This is a genomic window from Rathayibacter festucae DSM 15932 (assembly GCF_004011135.1).
Classification (GTDB): Bacteria; Actinomycetota; Actinomycetes; order Actinomycetales; family Microbacteriaceae; genus Rathayibacter; species Rathayibacter festucae.
On sequence record NZ_CP028137.1, the window covers coordinates 1631701 to 1649267 of the forward strand.

The window sequence follows — 17567 nt, forward strand, 5'->3', positions numbered from 1 at the left end:
AGGAGACCCCGCCATGAGAAGACCCGCCCTCGCCGCCCGCTGCGCGGCCGTCGCCGCAGGCGCCCTGCTGCTGACCGCCGTCGCCTCCGCGGCCGCCGCCGACGACGTCCTCGACGACCGGAGCGTCGACATCGGCGTCTCGATCGCCGAGCCCACCGCGCCCGGGGTGCTCGCGATGACCGTCGCCGCCGCCTCGACCGCCCTGACCGAGGACGGCTCGACCGAGCTCGTCCGCCGGTTCACCGGCGCCCTCCCGACGGTGACCGTCACCGACACGCGGAGCCCGGAGGAGATCCCCGCCGGAGCCGGCTGGTACGTGCTCGGCTCCGCGTCCGCCTTCACCGCGTCCGACGGGCAGGAGCCGATCGGCGCCGACCACCTCGGCTGGACTCCCCGCCTCCTGGACGGCGGCGACTCCGGTCTCGTCACCGAGGGCGATCCGGTCGACACGGTCCTGGACGAGGGCGAGGACGCCGTCGGCCTCGTCGATCAGGAGCTGCTCGCCCTGGCCCTCGACTCCGGCGCGGTCGCGGAGGAGGGCGCGTGGACCGCGTCCGCCGACCTCGTCCTGAGCACCGAGCCCGACGTCGCCGCCGGCGACTACTCCGGCTCGCTCACCCTCTCGCTCTTCGAGTAGGACCCGGTGGGCGCAGGCGTACCACGCCCGCGCCCACCACCACCGGCCCGCTCCTCCGGCACGCCCCGGGCCTCGCGCTCGATACAGCATTCCGTGTATCGTCGCCGCATGCCCGACACCGTGACCGTGACCCACTCCGCCGCCCTCGCGCGTCTGGGCTCCGCTCTGGCGGACGAGACCCGGGCGCGGATCCTGCTCGCGCTGCGCGAGGCGCCGGCCGTCCCCTCCGATCTGGCGGACGCGCTCGGCGTGTCCCGGCAGGTGATGTCCAACCAGCTCGCCTGCCTGCGCGGCTGCGGACTCGTCGAGGCCGTCAAGGACGGCCGCTACACCTGGTACCGCCTGGCCGAGACCCGGCTGGCCGGCGCGCTCGACGACCTGCTGCGCCTGGTCCTCGTGGTCGACCCGGACTGCTGCTCCGGCGCGGACTGCCACTGCGCATGAGCGCCCTCCCGCTCCGCGCCCCGCTCGCCCCGGCCCGCCGCCTCGTCCTGCAGCGGCGGATCCGCTGGATCGTCGCGGCGACCATCGGCTACAACGTCGTCGAGGCGATCGTCGCCCTCGCGGCCGGGACGGTCGCGTCCTCCGCCGCGCTCGTCGGCTTCGGCCTCGACTCCGTCGTCGAGGTGCTCTCGGCGGCCGCCGTGGCCTGGCAGTTCTCCGGCCGCGATCCGCACGCCCGCGAGCGCACGGCCCTGCGCGTGATCGCCCTGTCCTTCCTCGGCCTGGCCGCCTTCGTCGCGGTCGACTCCGCCCGCGCCCTGCTCGGCTTCTCGGAGGCGCAGCACTCCCCCGTCGGCATCGTGCTCGCGGCCGTCAGCCTGCTCGTGATGCCGGCCTTCTCCCTGGTCGAGCGCCGCACCGGCCAGGAGCTCGGCTCCGCCTCCGCCGCGGCCGACTCGAAGCAGACCCTGCTCTGCTCCTACCTCTCCGCCGCCGTCCTCGTCGGCCTGCTGCTGAACAGCACCCTCGGCTGGACCTGGGCCGACCCGGTCGCCGGTCTCGTCATCGCCGCCTTCGCCGTCCGTGAGGGCCTCGAGGCGTGGCGCGGCGACGCCTGCAAGCAGCCGGTCGCCGCCCTCACCGCCGAGAGCAGCCCCTCCTGCACCTGCTGCTGACAGGACCGGCCGGCGCGCGCATTCCCATGCTGATCGAGCAGCCCGCGAAGCGGGCGTATCGAGATCCACCCCGGCAAGGACCTGGGCCGCAGCACCCGCCGCACCACCCGCGCAGGCCCGCCCCGGGGCTTCCTGCACATCCGGCGCCCGGCGCTGAGAACGTCCATATCTCCGCGGATCCGGCCGACTCCCGCCCGTCGCCGGTGCGACCATGACCGTGGGAGGCCCTGATGCGTGACGCGGTGCTGGTCGTGGAAGACGACGTCGAGATGGGGGAGCTCCTCGTGCGAGGTCTCACCGGCGACGGCTACGACGTCGACCTGTTCCCCGACGGCATCGGTGCGCTGAACGCGGCGCGCGGCACCGAGTACGCGGCGGCCGTCCTGGACGTGATGCTCCCCGGCATGAGCGGCTTCGAGATCTGCCGGCACCTGCGCGCGACCGGCGCCACGCTCCCGGTGATCATGCTGACGGCCCGAGACGCGCTGCAGGACCGGGTCTTCGGACTCGATGCCGGCGCCGACGACTACCTCGCGAAGCCGTTCCACTTCGAGGAGCTCTCCGCCCGCCTGCGGGCGATGATCCGCCGCGAGCGCCTGACGAACCGCGCCCCGGTCGTGCTCGGCGATCTCCGGGTGGACCCCTACACGCACACCGCCTCCGTCGACGGGTCCGTGCTGCCGTTGAGCCCGAAGGAGTTCGGAGTGCTCCGCGCGCTCGCGGCGCGGGCCGGCGAGTTCGTGCCGCGGGAGGAGATCCTGCTCGAGGTCTGGGGCTCCGCGGAGTTCGTCGACCACAACATCGCGGAGCAGTACATCAGCTACCTCCGCCGCAAGCTCGCCGCTGGTGGCGCGTCGATCGAGATCGTCACCCGTCGGGGCGCGGGCTATCGCCTCGGGGTGAAGTCGTGAGGTGGCAGTCGCTGTCGATCCGCGTGCGAATCACGGTGTCGAGCCTGCTGGTCGCGATGCTGTTCTTCGGCGTCGTCGCGATCATCGTCCGCGAGCAGCTCGACCGCATCCTCGACGCCTCCACGATCGAGCTCGTCCGCTCGGGTGCGTCGCAGGCGCTGATCGAGGAGAGCCGGGACACCGCCGAGGCGGTGGTCGGCGGTGTCAGCACCACCCTGCTGATCGCCCTGGCGATCCTGTTCGTCGCGTTCGCCGCCACGTCCTGGGTCCTGGTCGGCCTCGCCTTGCGCCCCGTCGGCCGGATGCGCGCCATCGCCGACCGGCTGCGCCGTGGACGCTCCACCGAGCTGCTCCCCGTCGGCCCCGCCCGCGACGAGCTCTCCGACCTCGCCTCGACTCTGAACGCGCTGATCGAGGATCTGCGGGAGTCCGCGGACCGGGAGCGGCGGCTCGTCGCCGACGCGAGCCACGAGCTGCGCACCCCCCTCGCCGCCCTGCGCACCCGCCTCGAGCTCGCCGAGCGCGTCCGCGACGACCCGGCAGCGCTCTACGCCGACGTCGTCGACGCGCGCCGCTCGATCGACCGCCTACAATCCCTCACGGACGGGCTGCTGATCCTGTCAAAGATCGACGCGGGCACGGTTGTCGGGGACGCCTCGTCGGCGGCCCTGCGCGAGGAGGTCGCCGACAGCGTCGACCGCGCCCGAATGCTCGCCCGCGACCGGAATCTCGCGATCGACTTCGTCGCCCCCGCCTCGACCGTCTCGGCCCGCTACCCGGTCTCGCCGACCGACTTCGGCCGCATCCTGGACAACCTGCTCGCCAACGCCGTCGCCGCGACGCCCGACGGCGGCAGCGTCACCGCGACCCTCGTCGAGCGCACCGAGGAGATCGTCCTCTCCGTCGACGACGACGGCCCGGGCGTCCCCGACGCGTTCCTCGCCGTCGCGACCGACCGCTTCACCCGCCCCGACGCCGCCCGCTCCCGCGAGGGCGGCGCCGGCCTGGGCCTCGCCATCGTCGCCGGACTCAGCCGGGCCGCTGGCGGAACGTTCACCATCCGCAACCTCGTACCGCGCGGGCTCGGCGTGGAGGTCCGCCTCCCCGTGACCCATCCCGACCCCACCCCTCGCAAGGAGAACCGATGATCGACCCCCAATCCCTCCTCGACGGCGCCGGCCCCTGGGCGATCGCCCTGGTCTGCCTGATCGCGTTCGTCGAGACGGGCCTGCTGATCGGGTTCTTCCTCCCCGGCGACACCCTCCTCTTCTTCACCGGCGTCTTCGTCGCGACCGGCGTGATCTCCCTCCCGGTCCCGCTCGTGATCCTGATGGTCGCCGTGTCCGCGTTCCTGGGCGATCAGCTCGGGTTCGTCATCGGCCGCGAGACCGGGCCGCGGATCTTCGAGCGCAAGGACAGCGGCCTGTTCAGCCGCTCCAGCGTCGCGCGCACCCAGTCGTTCTTCGACCGGTTCGGCGGCTGGGCCGTCACCATCGCCCGCTTCGTCCCGGTCGTGCGCACCTTCGCCCCCGTCGCCGCCGGAGTCGGGAAGATGCACTACGCCCACTTCGTCGGCTTCAACGCCCTCGGCGCGGCCGTCTGGTCCACCGGCGTGATCCTCCTCGGCTTCTTCCTCGGCCAGATCCCCGGCGTCGCGGACTTCGTCGGGAAGTACATCGATATCGTCCTCGTCGGCATCGTCGTGATCAGCCTCGCCGGGATCGCGCTCACCTACTGGCGGCAGAAGAACCGCGCCGGCCGCGACGCCGCCTGACCGCGGACGTCAGACGGTCGGCGCCGGGACGGCCGCGCGCGGCCGACGGCCGACGGCGATCACGGCGACCAGGAGCAGGAACACCGCCAGGGCCGCGAGCGTGACCGGACCCGTCCCCAGGCCGAGTCCGCTGCGGCTCACCGGGTCTGCGAGCCAGTCGCACACGGACGCTCCGAGCGGACGGGTGACGACGTAGGCGAACCAGAACGCGAGGACCGCGTTCATCCCCGCGAAGCGGTGCGCGAGCGCCGGCACCGCGATGATCGCCGCGAACAGGACAGCGGAGGGCAGATAGCCGAAGCCGAGCGTCGACGCGGTCAGATCTCCCGCCGCGGTGCCGAGCGCGAATGTGCCCGAGACGGCGAGCCAGTAGAACAGGGCGCGGCGCGGTGTCGTGATCGAGTGGATCGACAGCGTCCGCTCCACCCGCCACCACCCGGCGAAGACCGCCGCGAGAGCCGCCGCGAAAACGAGCGTGGAGGCGAGGTACGGCACGCCGGCGATGACGTGCAGCACGTCGGCGGCCATCGTGCCGTAGATGCTCACCATCAGCACCGCCAGCCAGTACACCCAGGGGATGTAGCGGCGGACCGCGAACTGCAGCGCGAGGGCCGCGAGGAACGCGAGCCCGGTCGCGCCGACCACGAGCACCGGGTCGAACGCGGTCGCGAGGAAGTCCGACGCCGTCTCGCCCATCCCGGTGGTCAGCACTTTCAGGATCCAGAACAGCGCCGTCGCCTCGGGGACCGTGGCGGCGCCGTACCGTCCGGCGAGGAGGCGGCGCGGGTCGGGACGGGACCGGAGGCGCGGGGCAGCGAGGTGCGTCATCCCGCCATGCTCGATGACCGCGGCGGCGTGCCCGCTGTGCCCTCGGCCGTCGTCGTTGAAGATGTGTACAGCGCCCACCCGCCCCCGGACCGGCGCGCTGTCAGCGCCGTTGCCAGCGGATCGGCCGAGCCGGAAGGAGCCGACGGATGACCGGCGCCGTGGATGCTGCTGCCGTGATCCTCGCCGTCGCCGTGTGCGGGGCGGTCTCGATCGCCGCGCTCCGCGCGTTCGGCGTCGTCTCGTTCGCGCGGCCGGCGCTGGCGATCCTCCGTGGGGCTGTTCAGCTGGGGGTGCTCGCGGTGATCCTCTCGGGAGTCATCGCGGACCTCCGCTGGGTCCTGCTCTTCCTGGCCGTCATGTTCGGTGCCGCGGTGCTCACCGCGGCCGGCCGCCTCGGCCCCACCCGGCGCACGGTCCTCGCCGTCACCGCGGCGATGGCGGCCGGGGTCGCGGTGAGCGCCGGGATCGTCTTCGGGCTCGGGGCCGTCCCGTTCACCGGGCGCTACGTCCTCGCGGTCGGCGGGATCCTCCTCGGCGGCGCGATGACCGTCGCCACCGTCACCGGCCGAGCGCTGGCCGCGACGCTCGCCGACCGGTGGGATCAGGTGGAGGGCTGGTTGGCTCTCGGCGCCCGGCCGCGGCAGGCGACGATCGGCCTGGCGCGGGAAGCGGCCTGGACCGGGCTGGTGCCGTTGACCGATCAGACCAAGACGACGGGTCTCGTCGTCCTGCCCGGTGCGTTCGTCGGCGCCGTCTTCGGCGGCCTCTCCCCCGTCGCGGCCGGCGTCTTCCAGATCGTGGTTCTCGCTGGCCTGGTCGCGTCCGGGTCGGTCGTAGCCGTCGTCCTTCTGGTAATCCTTCGCGGCGATCTGGTGAAGCCCAAGCCCTGACGGGGCATCAGCCGAGTGCGCGTCGCTGGTCGATGCGGCGCCAGAGGGGCGGCGGTGACGCCACCCGTTCGGTGTGCAGCCGGACCGCGAGCGGTGCCCAGACGATCAGCGCCACACCGGCGCCCAGGAGCAGCCCGCCGACGGTGTCGGAGATCCAGTGCGCGCCGAGGTAGGTGCGGCTGAGCATCATCGCGACCGTGTAGAGGGCGCCGGCGATGCGGACCCACCACAGCGGGAACACGATCGCGAGGACCAACGCGGTCGTCGCCGCGTTCGCGCTGTGCCCCGAGGGGAACGAACCGAAGTCCGCGCTCACGAGGATCTCCAGCGGCCGCGGACGCCCGACCGCGTTCTTGAGGATCTGCACCAGCAGCCCGCTCAGCGGCGCGGCGATCGCGAAGTACGTCGCCGCCCACCGACCCCGCCAGACCAGCAGCGCCACGAACACGACGAGCGGGACCACGATCGCGCCGAGGATCCCGCCGCCGAGGCTGTTCATCACCAGCGACGGCACCAGCCAGAACGTGGACCGGTGCTCGATGACCTCGTTCATCCACGCAGTGTCGAACCCGAACGGCTTGTCGTGCTCGCGGTAGAAGATCAGCGCGGCCAGAAGCCCCGTGAGCAGCACCGCGAGGCCCGCCGAGATCAGCGGCCAGCGCCGCGCCGCCCGATACGCGATCGCACCATCGGCCAGAGGTTCCCGGTTCGGCATCAGCGTCGTCCTCGTCTCTCAGCGCGAAACACGCCGAAGAAGTCCACGCTACGAACGCACGTCCACCTGCGGCAGAGGATTCCCCTGCAACCGTTGTGAAAGCACAGAACCTCAGCCCCTCCGCTCGGTGCCGACCTGATCGCGGTCGGTGAGCTCCGGGTCGTTGTGAGCAAACACAACACAGCACGGCGCATCCCGAGCCGCCGTCCACGTCCCGGCTGCAACTCTGCGGGCATGGACATCACAACGACGACATCCCGCGCCTCGGGCCGGCGACTGCTCAGCAAGGTCCCCGAGGTCACGATCTGGTTCTGGATCATCAAGATCCTCTGCACCACGGTCGGCGAGAGCTTCGCCGACTGGATCAACATGGTCCTCGGCGTCGGCCTCCTCGCGACCGCCGTGATCTTCATCATCGTCACCGCAGTCGTACTCGCGATCCAGATGCGGCTGCGCCGCTACCTGCCCGCCGCGTACTGGCTGACCGTCGTCGTCATGAGCGTCACCGGCACCCTGCTCACCGACATCCTCACCGACCAGCTCGGCGTCCCCCTCTGGGCCAGCTCCCTCGTCTTCTCCGTGCTGCTCGCGATCGTGTTCGGCGTCTGGTACTCGAAGGAGCGCACCCTCTCCATCCACAGCATCGACACCACCCCGCGCGAAGCCTTCTACTGGCTGACGGTCCTGGTCACCTTCGCGCTGGGCACCGCCCTCGGCGACTGGACCCTCGAGCTCACCGGCTGGGGCCCCGGCGTCTCGATCCTCCTGCCCCTCGCCCTGATCGCGATCGTCACCGGCCTCTGGCGCTACGGCGCGAACCCGGTCCTCGCGTTCTGGATCGCCTACATCCTTACCCGCCCCCTCGGCGCCAACATCGGCGACTGGCTCGGCCTCTCCCCCGACGAGCAGGGCCTCGGCCTCGGCACCTTCGTCACCAGCGTCGTCTTCCTGCTCGCGATCCTCGCGACGGTCGTGTACCTCTCCCTCAGCAAGGCCGACGTCGACAAAGGCGCGCCGGAGCACCACGACCGACCAGTCGCGCGAGAGCGCCGCTCGCTCGTGGCGCTGGCGATCCTCGCCGTCGCCGTCGTCGGACTGCTCGCCTTCACCGACAGCCGGCCGCACACCACCCCGGCACCCGAAGGCGCAGGCCCGGCCTGCGACGCATCGGGGACCTACTCTGCGGCCGATGCGCAGGCGTCGGTGCAGGCGGACTTCCCGCCTGCCGACGTGCAGAACTTCCAGACCATCACCGCCGACACCCTCACCCTCGTCACCAGCGGCGACCAGGCCGGCGCGAGAGCCCGCGCCACCGACCTCGAGACCGCCTGGGACGACGCCGAGCCCGCCCTGAGCGGCGCGAACTGCCAGACCTGGACCTATGTCGACCAGCAGATCGACCCCGTCCTCTCCTCCGTCCGCTCCGGCAGCCCCGACCCGGCCGCCGAGAAGACGAGCATCCAGGACCTGCTGATCACCCTGACCGGGAAGCAGTGACCGGCGTCTGCAGCGGCGGTCCCCTCGGCCGGAGTGTGCGGAGGAGGACACGGCTGGGCGCCCGCCTCTAAACTCGCAGCAGGGCGTGTCGAGGATGACGCGCACCGACGGAACGAGTGCCCCCATGGACCTGGACGTCGCGCAGCAGCGCTCCCGCGAGACCGGCGCCCCGGCGTCGACGCCCGAGAGCGCGCGCCCGCTCACGACCTTCGCCGTCCGTCACCGGAGCGGACTCGACGTCGCGTTCCTCCTCGACGGCACCGACGGCGACTTCCAGATCGGCATGGGAGCCGCCTCGGAGGACTTCCGGAGCGTCCTCACCATCGGCGTCGATCAGCAGCGCGGCCGGCTGAGGGCCGTCTCGGAGTGGATGCTCGACGGCCGCAGCATCCACGTCCCGGTCCGGATCCTGCACCGCTCGCCCACCGCGATCCTCGTCGAGGCCGCGCACCTGCCGCTGGAGCGCCGCCCCGCCTCGCTGAAGTGCTGGTCGTTCCTGCGCCGGCGATCCGTCGACCACTGCGCCGAGGTCATCGCCTGCGTGTCGCCGGAGCTGGCCGGACTGCCCGCGATCAGGTTCGTGACCGACCCGAGGACGGCCGCGACCCGTTGACCGCCCCGGGGATCCCGACCAATCCGCCGCGGCCGCCGCTGCGAACAGCATCAGGACGTCCTGGTCCCGCAGGGCGGTGCCGAACCCGATGAGGCTCCGCCCTGCAACGCCGGACGCGCCCCTCGGGCGCCGGAGTCAGGCGAAGTCGGCCGTGTCGCCGACGAGGCGGGTGTTCTCGGCGGGGATCGGCTCGACCGCCGCGAGGGCGACCTCGGCCGCGAACTCGCCGACATTGTAGAGCTTGCCCGCCGATTCGCGACGCGAGCTGATCGCCCCGGGGTTCGAGCGCTCGAGCAGCGTCGCGGTGATGGTGCCCTCGATCATGTCGCCGGAGACGACGACGAACTCGACACCGCGCTCGGTCAGCGCCGGGATCCGCTCGCGCAGGGCGTCCTCGCCCGCGCGCTTGGACAGCGCGACCGGCTCGTACTCCGGCATGGTCGGCGTGGTCCGGATGAAGTGCGCCTGGTGGCTGGTGACGAAGACGATGCGCGAGCCCTCGCCGAGCAGCGGCAGCGCCGCCTCGAGCGTGGCGACCTGGGAGTCGCGGTTGAGGACCATCGCGTAGTCCTCGCCCATGTTGCTCTCCATGCCGCCGGAGGCGTTCAGCACGAGCACGTCGAGCCCGCCGAGCTTCTCCTCGATCTCCGCGAACAGCGCGGTCCGCGACTCCGCGTCGGTGAGGTCGGCGCCCACGGCGAAGGCGGAGCCGCCCGCGGCGGTGATCTGGTCGACGAGCTTCGTCGCGCGCGGCGCCTTCGAGCGGTAGTTGACGACGACGCTCGCGCCGGCCTCGGCGAAGTAGCGGACGGTGTCGGCGCCGATGCCGCGCGAGGAGCCGGTGACGAGGACGCGCTTGCCGTCGAGCGAGCCGGGAGCGAGGGGGTTGGACACGAGGAGATCCTCCAGGACGCCGGCGCAGGAGCCGGATCGGGCACGGGTGACGGGCCCACGGCCCGACGCAGGAGCCTACCAAGCCGCCGCCGCCGGCGCCGGTCCCGCGCCGCCCACTCCCCTCCCAGCCCCCCTTGCTACCGTTGACTCCCGTGCTCGTAAGGGGAAGGAGCACCGCATGGACGCAGTGACTCAGTACGCCTGGATCCTCTGGATCGCCCTCATCCTGATCTTCGTGATCGTCGAGATGATCACTCTCGAGTTCACCTTCCTGATGCTCGCCGTCGGCAGCATCGGCGGCCTCGCGACCGGCCTCGTCGGCGCCCCGTTCTGGGTGCAGGTCCCGGTCGCCGCGGTCCTCGCCGTGCTGCTGCTCTTCCTGGTCAGGCCCCCGCTGCTGCGGCTGCTCAAGCGCGGCGGCGATCCGACGCCGACCGGAGCCGACGCGCTGCTCGGCCTCACCGGCAGCGTCGTCATCGCCGGGCCCGGCCCGGGCCAGGTGAAGCTCGTCAACGGCGAGACGTGGACGCTCAAGCTGTCCCCGCTCGTCGAATCCCGTCCGCTCGGTCTCGGCGAACGTGTCGTCGTCACCGCCATCGAGGGCGCGACCGCGGTCGTCGTCCCCGCCGAAAGGAGCTCCTCGTGAACACCGCAGCAGTCGTGACCACGGTGATCATCGCGGTCATCGTGCTCTTCGCCCTGGTGGTGCTGTTCAAGGCCATCCGCATCGTCCCGCAGGCCACAGCCGGGGTCGTCGAGCGCCTGGGCAAGTACCACCGCACCCTCCTCCCGGGCCTCAACCTGGTGATCCCGTTCATCGACCGGGTCCGCCCGTCCGTCGATCTGCGCGAGCAGGTCGTCTCCTTCCCGCCGCAGCCCGTCATCACCGAGGACAACCTGGTCGTCTCGATCGACACGGTCGTCTACTTCCAGGTGACCGACGCCCGGGCCGCGACCTACGAGATCGCCAACTACCTCGGTGCCGTCGAGCAGCTCACCACCACCACGCTCCGCAACGTGGTCGGCGGGCTCAACCTCGAGGAGGCGCTGACCTCCCGCGACAACATCAACGGCCAGCTGCGCATCGTCCTCGACGAGGCCACCGGCAAGTGGGGCATCCGCGTCGGACGCGTCGAGCTCAAGGCGATCGACCCGCCGATCTCCATCCAGGACTCGATGGAGAAGCAGATGCGCGCCGAGCGCGACCGCCGCGCGGTGATCCTCACCGCCGAGGGCACCAAGCAGTCGCAGATCCTGAACGCCGAGGGACACCGCCAGGCGGCGATCCTCGCAGCCGAGGGTGACGCCAAGGCCGCGGTCCTCCGCGCAGAGGGTGAGGCGAAGGCGATCACCACCGTCTTCTCCGCCATCCACGAGGGCCGCCCGGACAACGAGCTGCTCGCCTACGAGTACCTGCAGATGCTGCCCAAGATCGCAGAGGGCAGCGCCAACAAGCTGTGGATCGTGCCGAGCGAGCTCACCGAGGCGCTGAAGGGCATGGGCCAGGCGTTCGGCAAGAACTCGCCGACCCGCCCCGAGCGCGAGCAGGACGGGTCGGGAATGACTCCCCCGGCCCCGTCCTTCTAGGGCTTCTCTGCCATGACGACCTCGCGGCCGCCGTTCCTCTCGGGACGGCGGCGGCGCGTCATCGCCCACCGCGGCTTCGCGCCGGGCGGTGAGGGGAACACGCTGGAGTCCTTCGAGCGCGCCCTCGCCGCGGGCGCGGACCTGCTCGAGACCGACGTCCGCGCCTCGCTCGACGGCGTCGCCGTGCTCGTGCACGACGACGCGATCGTGGACGTCTCGGGCGCCCGCCACCGCATCGACCGGACCCGATGGGAGGAGCTCGCCGAGTGCGTCCTGCCCTCCGGGGAGAGGCTGCTCCCCCTCGCCGAGGCGCTCCGCCTGCTCCCGCACGCCCGCTTCAACATCGACGTCAAGGCGAGGACGGCCGTCGTCCCGGTGGTCGAGGCGGTCCGGGCAGCAGGGGCACGCGACCGCGTGCTGATCACCTCCTTCTCGGAGTCGCGGCGCCGCGCGGCCGTGCGGCGGCTCCCGGGGATCGCGACCTCCGCCTCCGCCCCCCGCTTCGTCGCCGCCCTCGTCGGCGCGCACCTCGGGTCGCCGGCCCTCGTCCGCCGGGCGCTCCGCGGCATCGACGCCCTCCAGGTCCCCGAGCGTGCGGCCGGACTGCGGGTCACCGCGCCCCGGATCCTCGCCCGGCTGCGCACCACCGGCGCCGAGATCCACCTCTGGACGATCAACGACCCACGGCGCATGCGGGCCCTCCTCGAGCTCGGCGTCGACGGCCTCGTGACCGACCGGACCGACCTCGCCCGCCTCGCCGTGGACGGGATTCCGGGCCGCGACGACGACAGCCCGGAGCGCGCCGGAAAAGCCCCGCTCACCTGACGATCCTCTGGCAAACGGGGGCCTCTCCGGACCACCCCCAGGTCCGCGGTCGACACTTGTCGGAGCACAGCGAGAGGAGACCACACAATGGCAGATCGAAGCTTGCGCGGGATGAGGCTCGGCTCACAGAGCCTGCAGAGCGAAGAAGGCGTCGTCTTCTCACCGCGATCGACGTTCACGTACCACTGCTCGGATTGCGGCCACGACACCGACATGGTGTTCTCGGCCGACGCCGAAGCGCCCGAGACCTGGGAGTGCCGCAACTGCGGCCACGAGGCCGTGCTGCTGGTGGATTCGAAGCCCGTCGTCGTCGACCGGGGCGAGCAGAAGGCACCGCGCACCCACTGGGACATGCTGCTGGAGCGCCGCACCCGTGCGGAACTCGAGGAGCTGCTCGAGGAGCGCCTCGCCTACCTCCGCGCCCGTCGCGGAGAGCACAAGATCGGCGCATAGCGCCCCAGGGTCCTGCTCGGCCGGCGTCCTCGCCGGCCGGCGGACCCTTCTTCGTGCCCGGACGCGGATCGAGCGCTAGCGGCGGCGCCGCGGCTCGCGCGTCCGGAGCACGAACGACACCAGCCCGATCAGACTCGCGGCGAGGAAGTACCAGCCGAGGTTCCGGGCCCACACCAGCGCCGGTGTCGTCACGGAGGCGAGCGGCACCTCGTCCACCATCGCACCCGGCTCGAACCACTCCAGCGAGTCGATCGTCGAGCCGTCCGGCGCGATGATGGCGCTCGTGCCGACCGTCGAGATGTTGACCACGCTGCGGCCCGTCTCGATCGCCCGCAGCCGCGCGATCGCCAGCTGCTGGACGCTCTCGTCCGTCCGCCCGAAGTCGGCGTTGTTGGTCTGCGCGAGCACCAGCTGCGCCCCGCCGTCGACCATGGCGTTCGTCAGCGAGTCGTCCGAGATGTCGAAGCAGATCGCGATGCCCGCCAGGATCCCGTCGATGTCGAAGACGTTCGAGCGGGTGCCGATCGAGTAGTCGCGGCTGACCAGGTCCACGAGGTCGGGCGCGAACATCCGCCAGAAGGCGCGGTCCGGCATGTACTCGGCGAACGGCACCGGGTGCACCTTGTCGTAGATCTGGGTCGCGCCCTCCCCCGCCTTCCAGAGCAGCGAGCTGTTGTAGAAGACGTCGTCGGAGGGGTTCGTGATCGTCCCGACGATGAAGGGCGCGTCCATCCGGCTGCTGAGGTAGTCGAGGACGGCGGCGGACTGCGCGTTCCGCGTCGGGTCGACGTCGACGCCGTTCTCCGGCCAGACCACCATGTCGACGTCCTCGTCGATGATCGGCAGCGTCGCGGAGGTGTGGTCCTCGAGGATCTGCCCGCGGTAGCTCTGCGAGAACAGTCCCGCGTCGGAGTCGCCCTGCACCGCGGCGATCCGCGTCGTCCCCTCGGTCGGCGCGGGCCAGGCCGGGAAGACGAGCGCGACGATCGAGAAGCCGGCGACGACGGCCGCGCGGCCCGAGGCCGGCACCGACGTCGTCCGCACCGCCTGCGCCAGCGTCGCCGCGAGGAACGCCACCACGAAGCTCAGGCCGGAGAAGCCGACCCAGGCGGCGAGGTCCGCGAGCGGCCCCATCGACTGCGAGAGCGCGAGCCGCCCCCAGGCGAACCCGCCGTACGGCCACTGGATCGTGATCGTCTCGCGGCCCACCCAGAGCGCGGCGACCAGGGCGGGCAGCCCGATCATCCGGCCGAGCGGCCCCGTCCAGACCCGCTGCCCCCGCGTCAGCAGCATCGCCGTCAGGCCGGAGGAGAGCGCGAAGAAGATCGCCTGCAGCCCGGCCAGCGCCGCCCACGGCACGAGGCCGAGGTAGAGCGTCAGCCACTGGATGTGCACACCCCAGAAGACCGCGCCGCCGACCAGGCCGACCAGCGCGCCGCTCCAGAAGCCGCGGCCGGCCAGCGCGAACAGGATCGCGGCGGTGCCGACGATCGCGAGCGGCCAGACGTCGGAGTCGGGGAAGCCGCGGTCGAGGGTCGCCCCGCCGAGGGCCGCGAGCGGGATCGCCAGCCACAGCGGTGCCGTGCGCCCGGTGGGCGCCGAGATCACCGCCCTCATGCGACCGTCGAGTAGGCGACGATGCCGTGCCGGACGAGCTCGAGCGCGGCACGGGCGGCGCGCCCGACCTTGCCCTCGGCCACGAGCGAGAGCTGATCGAGCAGGTCGATCGTCTGCTTCGCCCAGCGGACGAAGTCGCCGGCGGCCATGTCGGACTCGCGGAGGACCGCGTCGAGCGGCATCCCGCGCGCCCACATGTTCATCGGCAGCGCCAGGCTGGTGGAGATCGGATTGCTGCCCGGCAGCCGGTGGTCGCGCTCGACGTCGTCGAGCTTCGCCCAGAGCAGCTGCGTCTTCTCGAGCGCCTCGGGGAAGGTGCCGCGCGGGAGGTGCTTCTCGCCGAGGGTGCCCTCCTCGCGGCGGGGCTCGAAGACCAGGCAGCACGCCATCGCGGCGAGACCGGCCGGGTCGAGCTCGGTCCAGGCCTGTTTGCGCAGGCACTCGGCCACGAGCAGGTCGCGGTCGCCGTAGATGCGCTTGAGCGTCCGGCCGTTCGGGGTGAGGGACAGCTCGCCGGCCTCGTCGAGCCGGAAGTAGCCGAGCTCCCTCAGCACGTCGGTGATCCGGTCGAAGATGCGGGCGACCGCGCCGGTGCGCGAGCGGATCTGACGCTCGATCTCGTCGGTCTCCTTGCGCAGCTTCCACCAGCGCTCGGCCCAGCGGGCGTGCTGCTCGCGATCCGAGCAGGCGTGGCAGGGGTGCGCCTTCATCCGGCGGCGCAGATCGCTGAGCTGCCCCTGCCGCTTCTCGCGCTCGCTGTGCGACGCGGACTCGCCGCGGACGGCGCCGCGGCGCTCCAGCTCGCCGATCTCGCGGCGGATCGCGGCGTACTGCTCGAAGTCGCCGAGGTGGCACTGCATCGCGGTGACGTAGCCCTCGAGCGACGACTCCTGCTGCCGGACCCGGCGCGCCAGGTCGACGACGGAGCGGTCGGCCTGGAACTGCGCGAACGAGGACTCGAGGATCTCGCGCGTGCGCACCCGGCCGAACTGGTCGATCAGGTTGGCCGCCATGTTGTAGCTGGGGCGGAAGGACGAGTTAAGCGGGTAGGTGCGGCGCGAGGCGAGCGAGGCGACGGCCTGCGGGTTCATCCCGCCGCGCCACTGGATCACCGAGTGGCCCTCGACGTCGATCCCGCGGCGGCCGGCGCGACCGGTCAACTGGGTGTACTCGCCGGGAGTGATCGGCACCCGGGACTCGCCGTTGAACTTCTCGAGCTTCTCGAGCACGACCGTGCGAGCGGGCATGTTGATGCCGAGCGCGAGTGTCTCGGTGGCGAAGACCACGCGGACCAGGCGGCGGAGGAACAGCTCCTCGACGACCTCCTTGAACGCGGGCAGCATGCCGGCGTGGTGCGCGGCGACGCCGCGCTGCAGCCCGTCGAGCCACTCCCAGTAGCCGAGGACCGCCAGGTCCTCGTCGCGGATCGTCCGGCAGCGCTCTTCGACGATCGCGCGGATCTCGTCGCGCTCGTGCCGCTCGGTGAGCCGGACGCCCGAGCGCAGCACCTGGCGGACGGCCTGGTCGCAGCCGTTCCGGCTGAAGACGAAGAAGATGGCCGGCAGCAGGTTCTTGCCGCGGAGGATCTCGACGACCTCGGAGCGCGGGACGAGGTCCTCGGTGCGGGTCTCATGGAAGCGACCGCCGCCGCCACCCCGGCCGCGCCCGGAGCCGCGACCACCGCGTTCGACGCGGGTGCCGCCCTGCGCGAGGCGGGCGAGCTCGGGATTCACGCGGTTGGTCGCCGCGCGCCCGGACGAGTCGAAGAGGTCGAGCAGCTTGCCGCCGACGAGGACGTGCTGATCGAGCGGCACCGGCCGCTCCTCCGAGACGATGACCTCGGTCTCGCCGCGGACGGTCTGCAGCCAGTCGCCGAACTCCTCGGCGTTGGACACCGTCGCGCTGAGCGAGACCAGCCGGACCGACTGCGGGAGGTGGATGATGACCTCCTCCCAGACCGCGCCGCGGAAGCGGTCGGCGAGGTAGTGCACCTCGTCCATCACGACGTAGGCGAGGTCGCGGAGCAGGTCGGAGTCCGCGTAGAGCATGTTGCGGAGCACCTCGGTCGTCATCACGACGATCCGCGCGCGGGCGTTGACGTTCGAGTCGCCGGTGAGCAGGCCGACCTCGGACGCTCCGTAGTCCTCGACGAACTCCTGGAACTTCTGGTTGCTCAGCGCCTTCATCGGCGTCGTGTAGAAGACCTTGGCATTCGGATCCTGCATCGCCAGGTGGATGGCGAACTCGGCCACCGCCGTCTTGCCGGCGCCGGTCGGTGCGGCGACGAGGACGCTCCGCCCGTCGTCGAGCGCGCTGCAGGCCTCGTACTGGAAGGGGTCGAGGTCGAACGCGAGGGTCGAGCGGAACGCCTCGACCCTCGCGTGGCCCTGTCGTGTGCGGAACGCCGCGAAGCGCTCGGCGGGAGTGGCGCCGGTCACGCCGGCAGGTCGGAGGGGCTGCCGTCGAAGACGATCTGCCGCTTGGCGACGCGCCTGTCGTGCAGGAGCGCGATGCCGCAGGCGGCGAAGAACAGGATCGTGATCGGGATCGCCAGCAGGAACATCGAGATCGGGTCCGCCGCCGGGGTGGCGATGGCCGTGAAGAGCACGATCACCATGATGGCGACGCGCCACGACTTGATCATCAGCGAGCCGGGCAGGATGCCGACGAAGTTCAGCAGCACCAGGAAGACCGGCAGCACGAAGGCGATTCCGACGACCAGCACGAGCTTGAGCACGAAGTCGTAGTACGTCTTCGCGCTCAGCACGCTCGCCGCGTCCGAGCCGGTGAAGCTCGTCAGCAACTCGACGATGTGCGGGAAGACGAACCAGCCCGAGGCGCAGCCCGCGAAGAACAGCGGGATCGCGGTGAGGATGAAGCCCAGGCCGTAGCGGACCTCCTTGCCGGTCAGACCGGGGACGAGGAACGCCCAGATCTGGAACAGCCAGACCGGGCTCGCGATCACGATGCCGATGGTCATCGCGATCTGGAGCTTGAGGTCGAACGCGCCGGTGATCGTCTCGAAGTTGAGGACCGCGGTCTTGTTCTGATCGCGGGCGACCTCGGCGATCGGGGCCTTGAGGGCCTCGAGCACCCAGTCCGAGAGGAACCAGCCGGCGACGCAGCAGACCGCGATCGCGATCGCCGCGATGAAGAGCCGGTTGCGAAGCTCGATCAGGTGGGACCCGAGGGACATGCGTCCCTCGGG

Annotated in this window: 19 protein-coding genes; 13 read left to right on the forward strand and 6 right to left on the reverse strand. The window is 71.7% G+C overall.

Annotation, left to right across the window (positions count from 1 at the left end; all coding sequences use genetic code 11):
- Positions 1–13: 13 nt before the first annotated feature.
- The 6 genes from C1I64_RS07660 to C1I64_RS07685 all read left to right on the forward strand — a co-directional run bounded on the left by C1I64_RS07660 (position 14) and on the right by C1I64_RS07685 (position 4440).
- The gene (locus C1I64_RS07660; protein ID WP_127886822.1) at positions 14–637 is read left to right on the forward strand and encodes a hypothetical protein; all 624 of its coding nucleotides are present in this window, start codon (positions 14–16) and stop codon (positions 635–637) included.
- 108 nt (positions 638–745) lie between these two features.
- Entirely contained in the window at positions 746–1081 is a 336-nt protein-coding gene (locus tag C1I64_RS07665; protein ID WP_123446343.1) for an ArsR/SmtB family transcription factor, read from the forward strand.
- Positions 1078–1755: a cation diffusion facilitator family transporter gene (locus C1I64_RS07670; RefSeq protein ID WP_127886823.1), complete on the forward strand. Its 678-nt coding sequence runs from the start codon at positions 1078–1080 to the stop codon at positions 1753–1755. Before C1I64_RS07665 ends, C1I64_RS07670 begins: the two co-directional genes overlap by 4 nt.
- Before the next feature lie 230 nt (positions 1756–1985).
- Positions 1986–2666, forward strand: coding sequence for a response regulator transcription factor (locus C1I64_RS07675; protein WP_127886824.1), 681 nt, complete (start codon positions 1986–1988; stop codon positions 2664–2666).
- Positions 2663–3814 carry a sensor histidine kinase gene (locus tag C1I64_RS07680; RefSeq protein WP_127886825.1) on the forward strand — a complete coding sequence of 384 codons (1152 nt, stop codon included), beginning with the start codon at positions 2663–2665 and terminating at the stop codon, positions 3812–3814. Before C1I64_RS07675 ends, C1I64_RS07680 begins: the two co-directional genes overlap by 4 nt.
- Positions 3811–4440, forward strand: coding sequence for a DedA family protein (locus tag C1I64_RS07685; RefSeq protein ID WP_127886826.1), 630 nt, complete (start codon positions 3811–3813; stop codon positions 4438–4440). The genes C1I64_RS07680 and C1I64_RS07685 overlap by 4 nt, the downstream gene beginning before the upstream one ends.
- 9 nt (positions 4441–4449) lie before the next feature.
- Here C1I64_RS07685 and C1I64_RS07690 read toward each other — a convergent pair whose 3' ends face one another.
- The gene (locus C1I64_RS07690; protein WP_127886827.1) at positions 4450–5268 is read right to left on the reverse strand and encodes a COG4705 family protein; all 819 of its coding nucleotides are present in this window, start codon (positions 5266–5268) and stop codon (positions 4450–4452) included.
- Positions 5269–5414: 146 nt separating this feature from the next.
- On the opposite strand from C1I64_RS07690, the gene C1I64_RS07695 reads away from it, so the two are divergent.
- On the forward strand, positions 5415–6158 hold the full coding sequence (locus C1I64_RS07695) for an ABC transporter permease (protein WP_127886828.1): 744 nt from the start codon (positions 5415–5417) through the stop codon (positions 6156–6158).
- 7 nt (positions 6159–6165) lie between these two features.
- Here C1I64_RS07695 and C1I64_RS07700 read toward each other — a convergent pair whose 3' ends face one another.
- Positions 6166–6873, reverse strand: coding sequence for a phosphatase PAP2 family protein (locus C1I64_RS07700; protein WP_127886829.1), 708 nt, complete (start codon positions 6871–6873; stop codon positions 6166–6168).
- A gap of 234 nt (positions 6874–7107) precedes the next feature.
- Between C1I64_RS07700 and C1I64_RS07705 the strand changes: the two genes are divergently transcribed.
- Both C1I64_RS07705 and C1I64_RS07710 read left to right on the forward strand, forming a co-directional pair.
- A complete protein-coding gene (locus C1I64_RS07705) occupies positions 7108–8370 on the forward strand; it encodes a COG4705 family protein (protein ID WP_127886830.1) in 1263 nt (420 codons plus the stop codon).
- Between the two features lie 124 nt (positions 8371–8494).
- Positions 8495–8983 (forward strand): hypothetical protein, encoded by a 489-nt coding sequence (locus tag C1I64_RS07710; RefSeq protein ID WP_127886831.1) that lies wholly within the window; start codon positions 8495–8497, stop codon positions 8981–8983.
- Positions 8984–9118: 135 nt separating this feature from the next.
- On the opposite strand, the gene C1I64_RS07715 is transcribed toward C1I64_RS07710, so the two are convergent.
- Positions 9119–9877 (reverse strand): SDR family oxidoreductase, encoded by a 759-nt coding sequence (locus C1I64_RS07715; RefSeq protein ID WP_127886832.1) that lies wholly within the window; start codon positions 9875–9877, stop codon positions 9119–9121.
- Positions 9878–10055: 178 nt separating this feature from the next.
- Between C1I64_RS07715 and C1I64_RS07720 the strand changes: the two genes are divergently transcribed.
- The 4 genes from C1I64_RS07720 to C1I64_RS07735 all read left to right on the forward strand — a co-directional run bounded on the left by C1I64_RS07720 (position 10056) and on the right by C1I64_RS07735 (position 12742).
- Positions 10056–10523: an NfeD family protein gene (locus tag C1I64_RS07720; RefSeq protein ID WP_123446339.1), complete on the forward strand. Its 468-nt coding sequence runs from the start codon at positions 10056–10058 to the stop codon at positions 10521–10523.
- A 23-nt stretch (positions 10524–10546) separates the two neighbouring features.
- Entirely contained in the window at positions 10547–11464 is a 918-nt protein-coding gene (locus C1I64_RS07725; RefSeq protein WP_372487865.1) for an SPFH domain-containing protein, read from the forward strand.
- Positions 11465–11476: 12 nt separating this feature from the next.
- The gene (locus C1I64_RS07730; RefSeq protein WP_127886833.1) at positions 11477–12289 is read left to right on the forward strand and encodes a glycerophosphodiester phosphodiesterase family protein; all 813 of its coding nucleotides are present in this window, start codon (positions 11477–11479) and stop codon (positions 12287–12289) included.
- Positions 12290–12376: 87 nt separating this feature from the next.
- Entirely contained in the window at positions 12377–12742 is a 366-nt protein-coding gene (locus C1I64_RS07735) for an RNA polymerase-binding protein RbpA (protein WP_123446336.1), read from the forward strand.
- A 75-nt stretch (positions 12743–12817) separates the two neighbouring features.
- Here C1I64_RS07735 and lnt read toward each other — a convergent pair whose 3' ends face one another.
- From lnt to tatC, 3 genes are read right to left on the reverse strand one after another with little or no spacing between them, the layout of a single operon-like run.
- On the reverse strand, positions 12818–14359 hold the full coding sequence (gene lnt, locus C1I64_RS07740; RefSeq protein WP_127886834.1) for an apolipoprotein N-acyltransferase: 1542 nt from the start codon (positions 14357–14359) through the stop codon (positions 12818–12820).
- Entirely contained in the window at positions 14356–16797 is a 2442-nt protein-coding gene (locus C1I64_RS07745) for a DEAD/DEAH box helicase (RefSeq protein ID WP_127886835.1), read from the reverse strand. Before C1I64_RS07745 ends, lnt begins: the two co-directional genes overlap by 4 nt.
- Positions 16794–17555: a twin-arginine translocase subunit TatC gene (tatC, locus tag C1I64_RS07750; RefSeq protein ID WP_123446333.1), complete on the reverse strand. Its 762-nt coding sequence runs from the start codon at positions 17553–17555 to the stop codon at positions 16794–16796. Before tatC ends, C1I64_RS07745 begins: the two co-directional genes overlap by 4 nt.
- Positions 17556–17567: the final 12 nt, after the last annotated feature.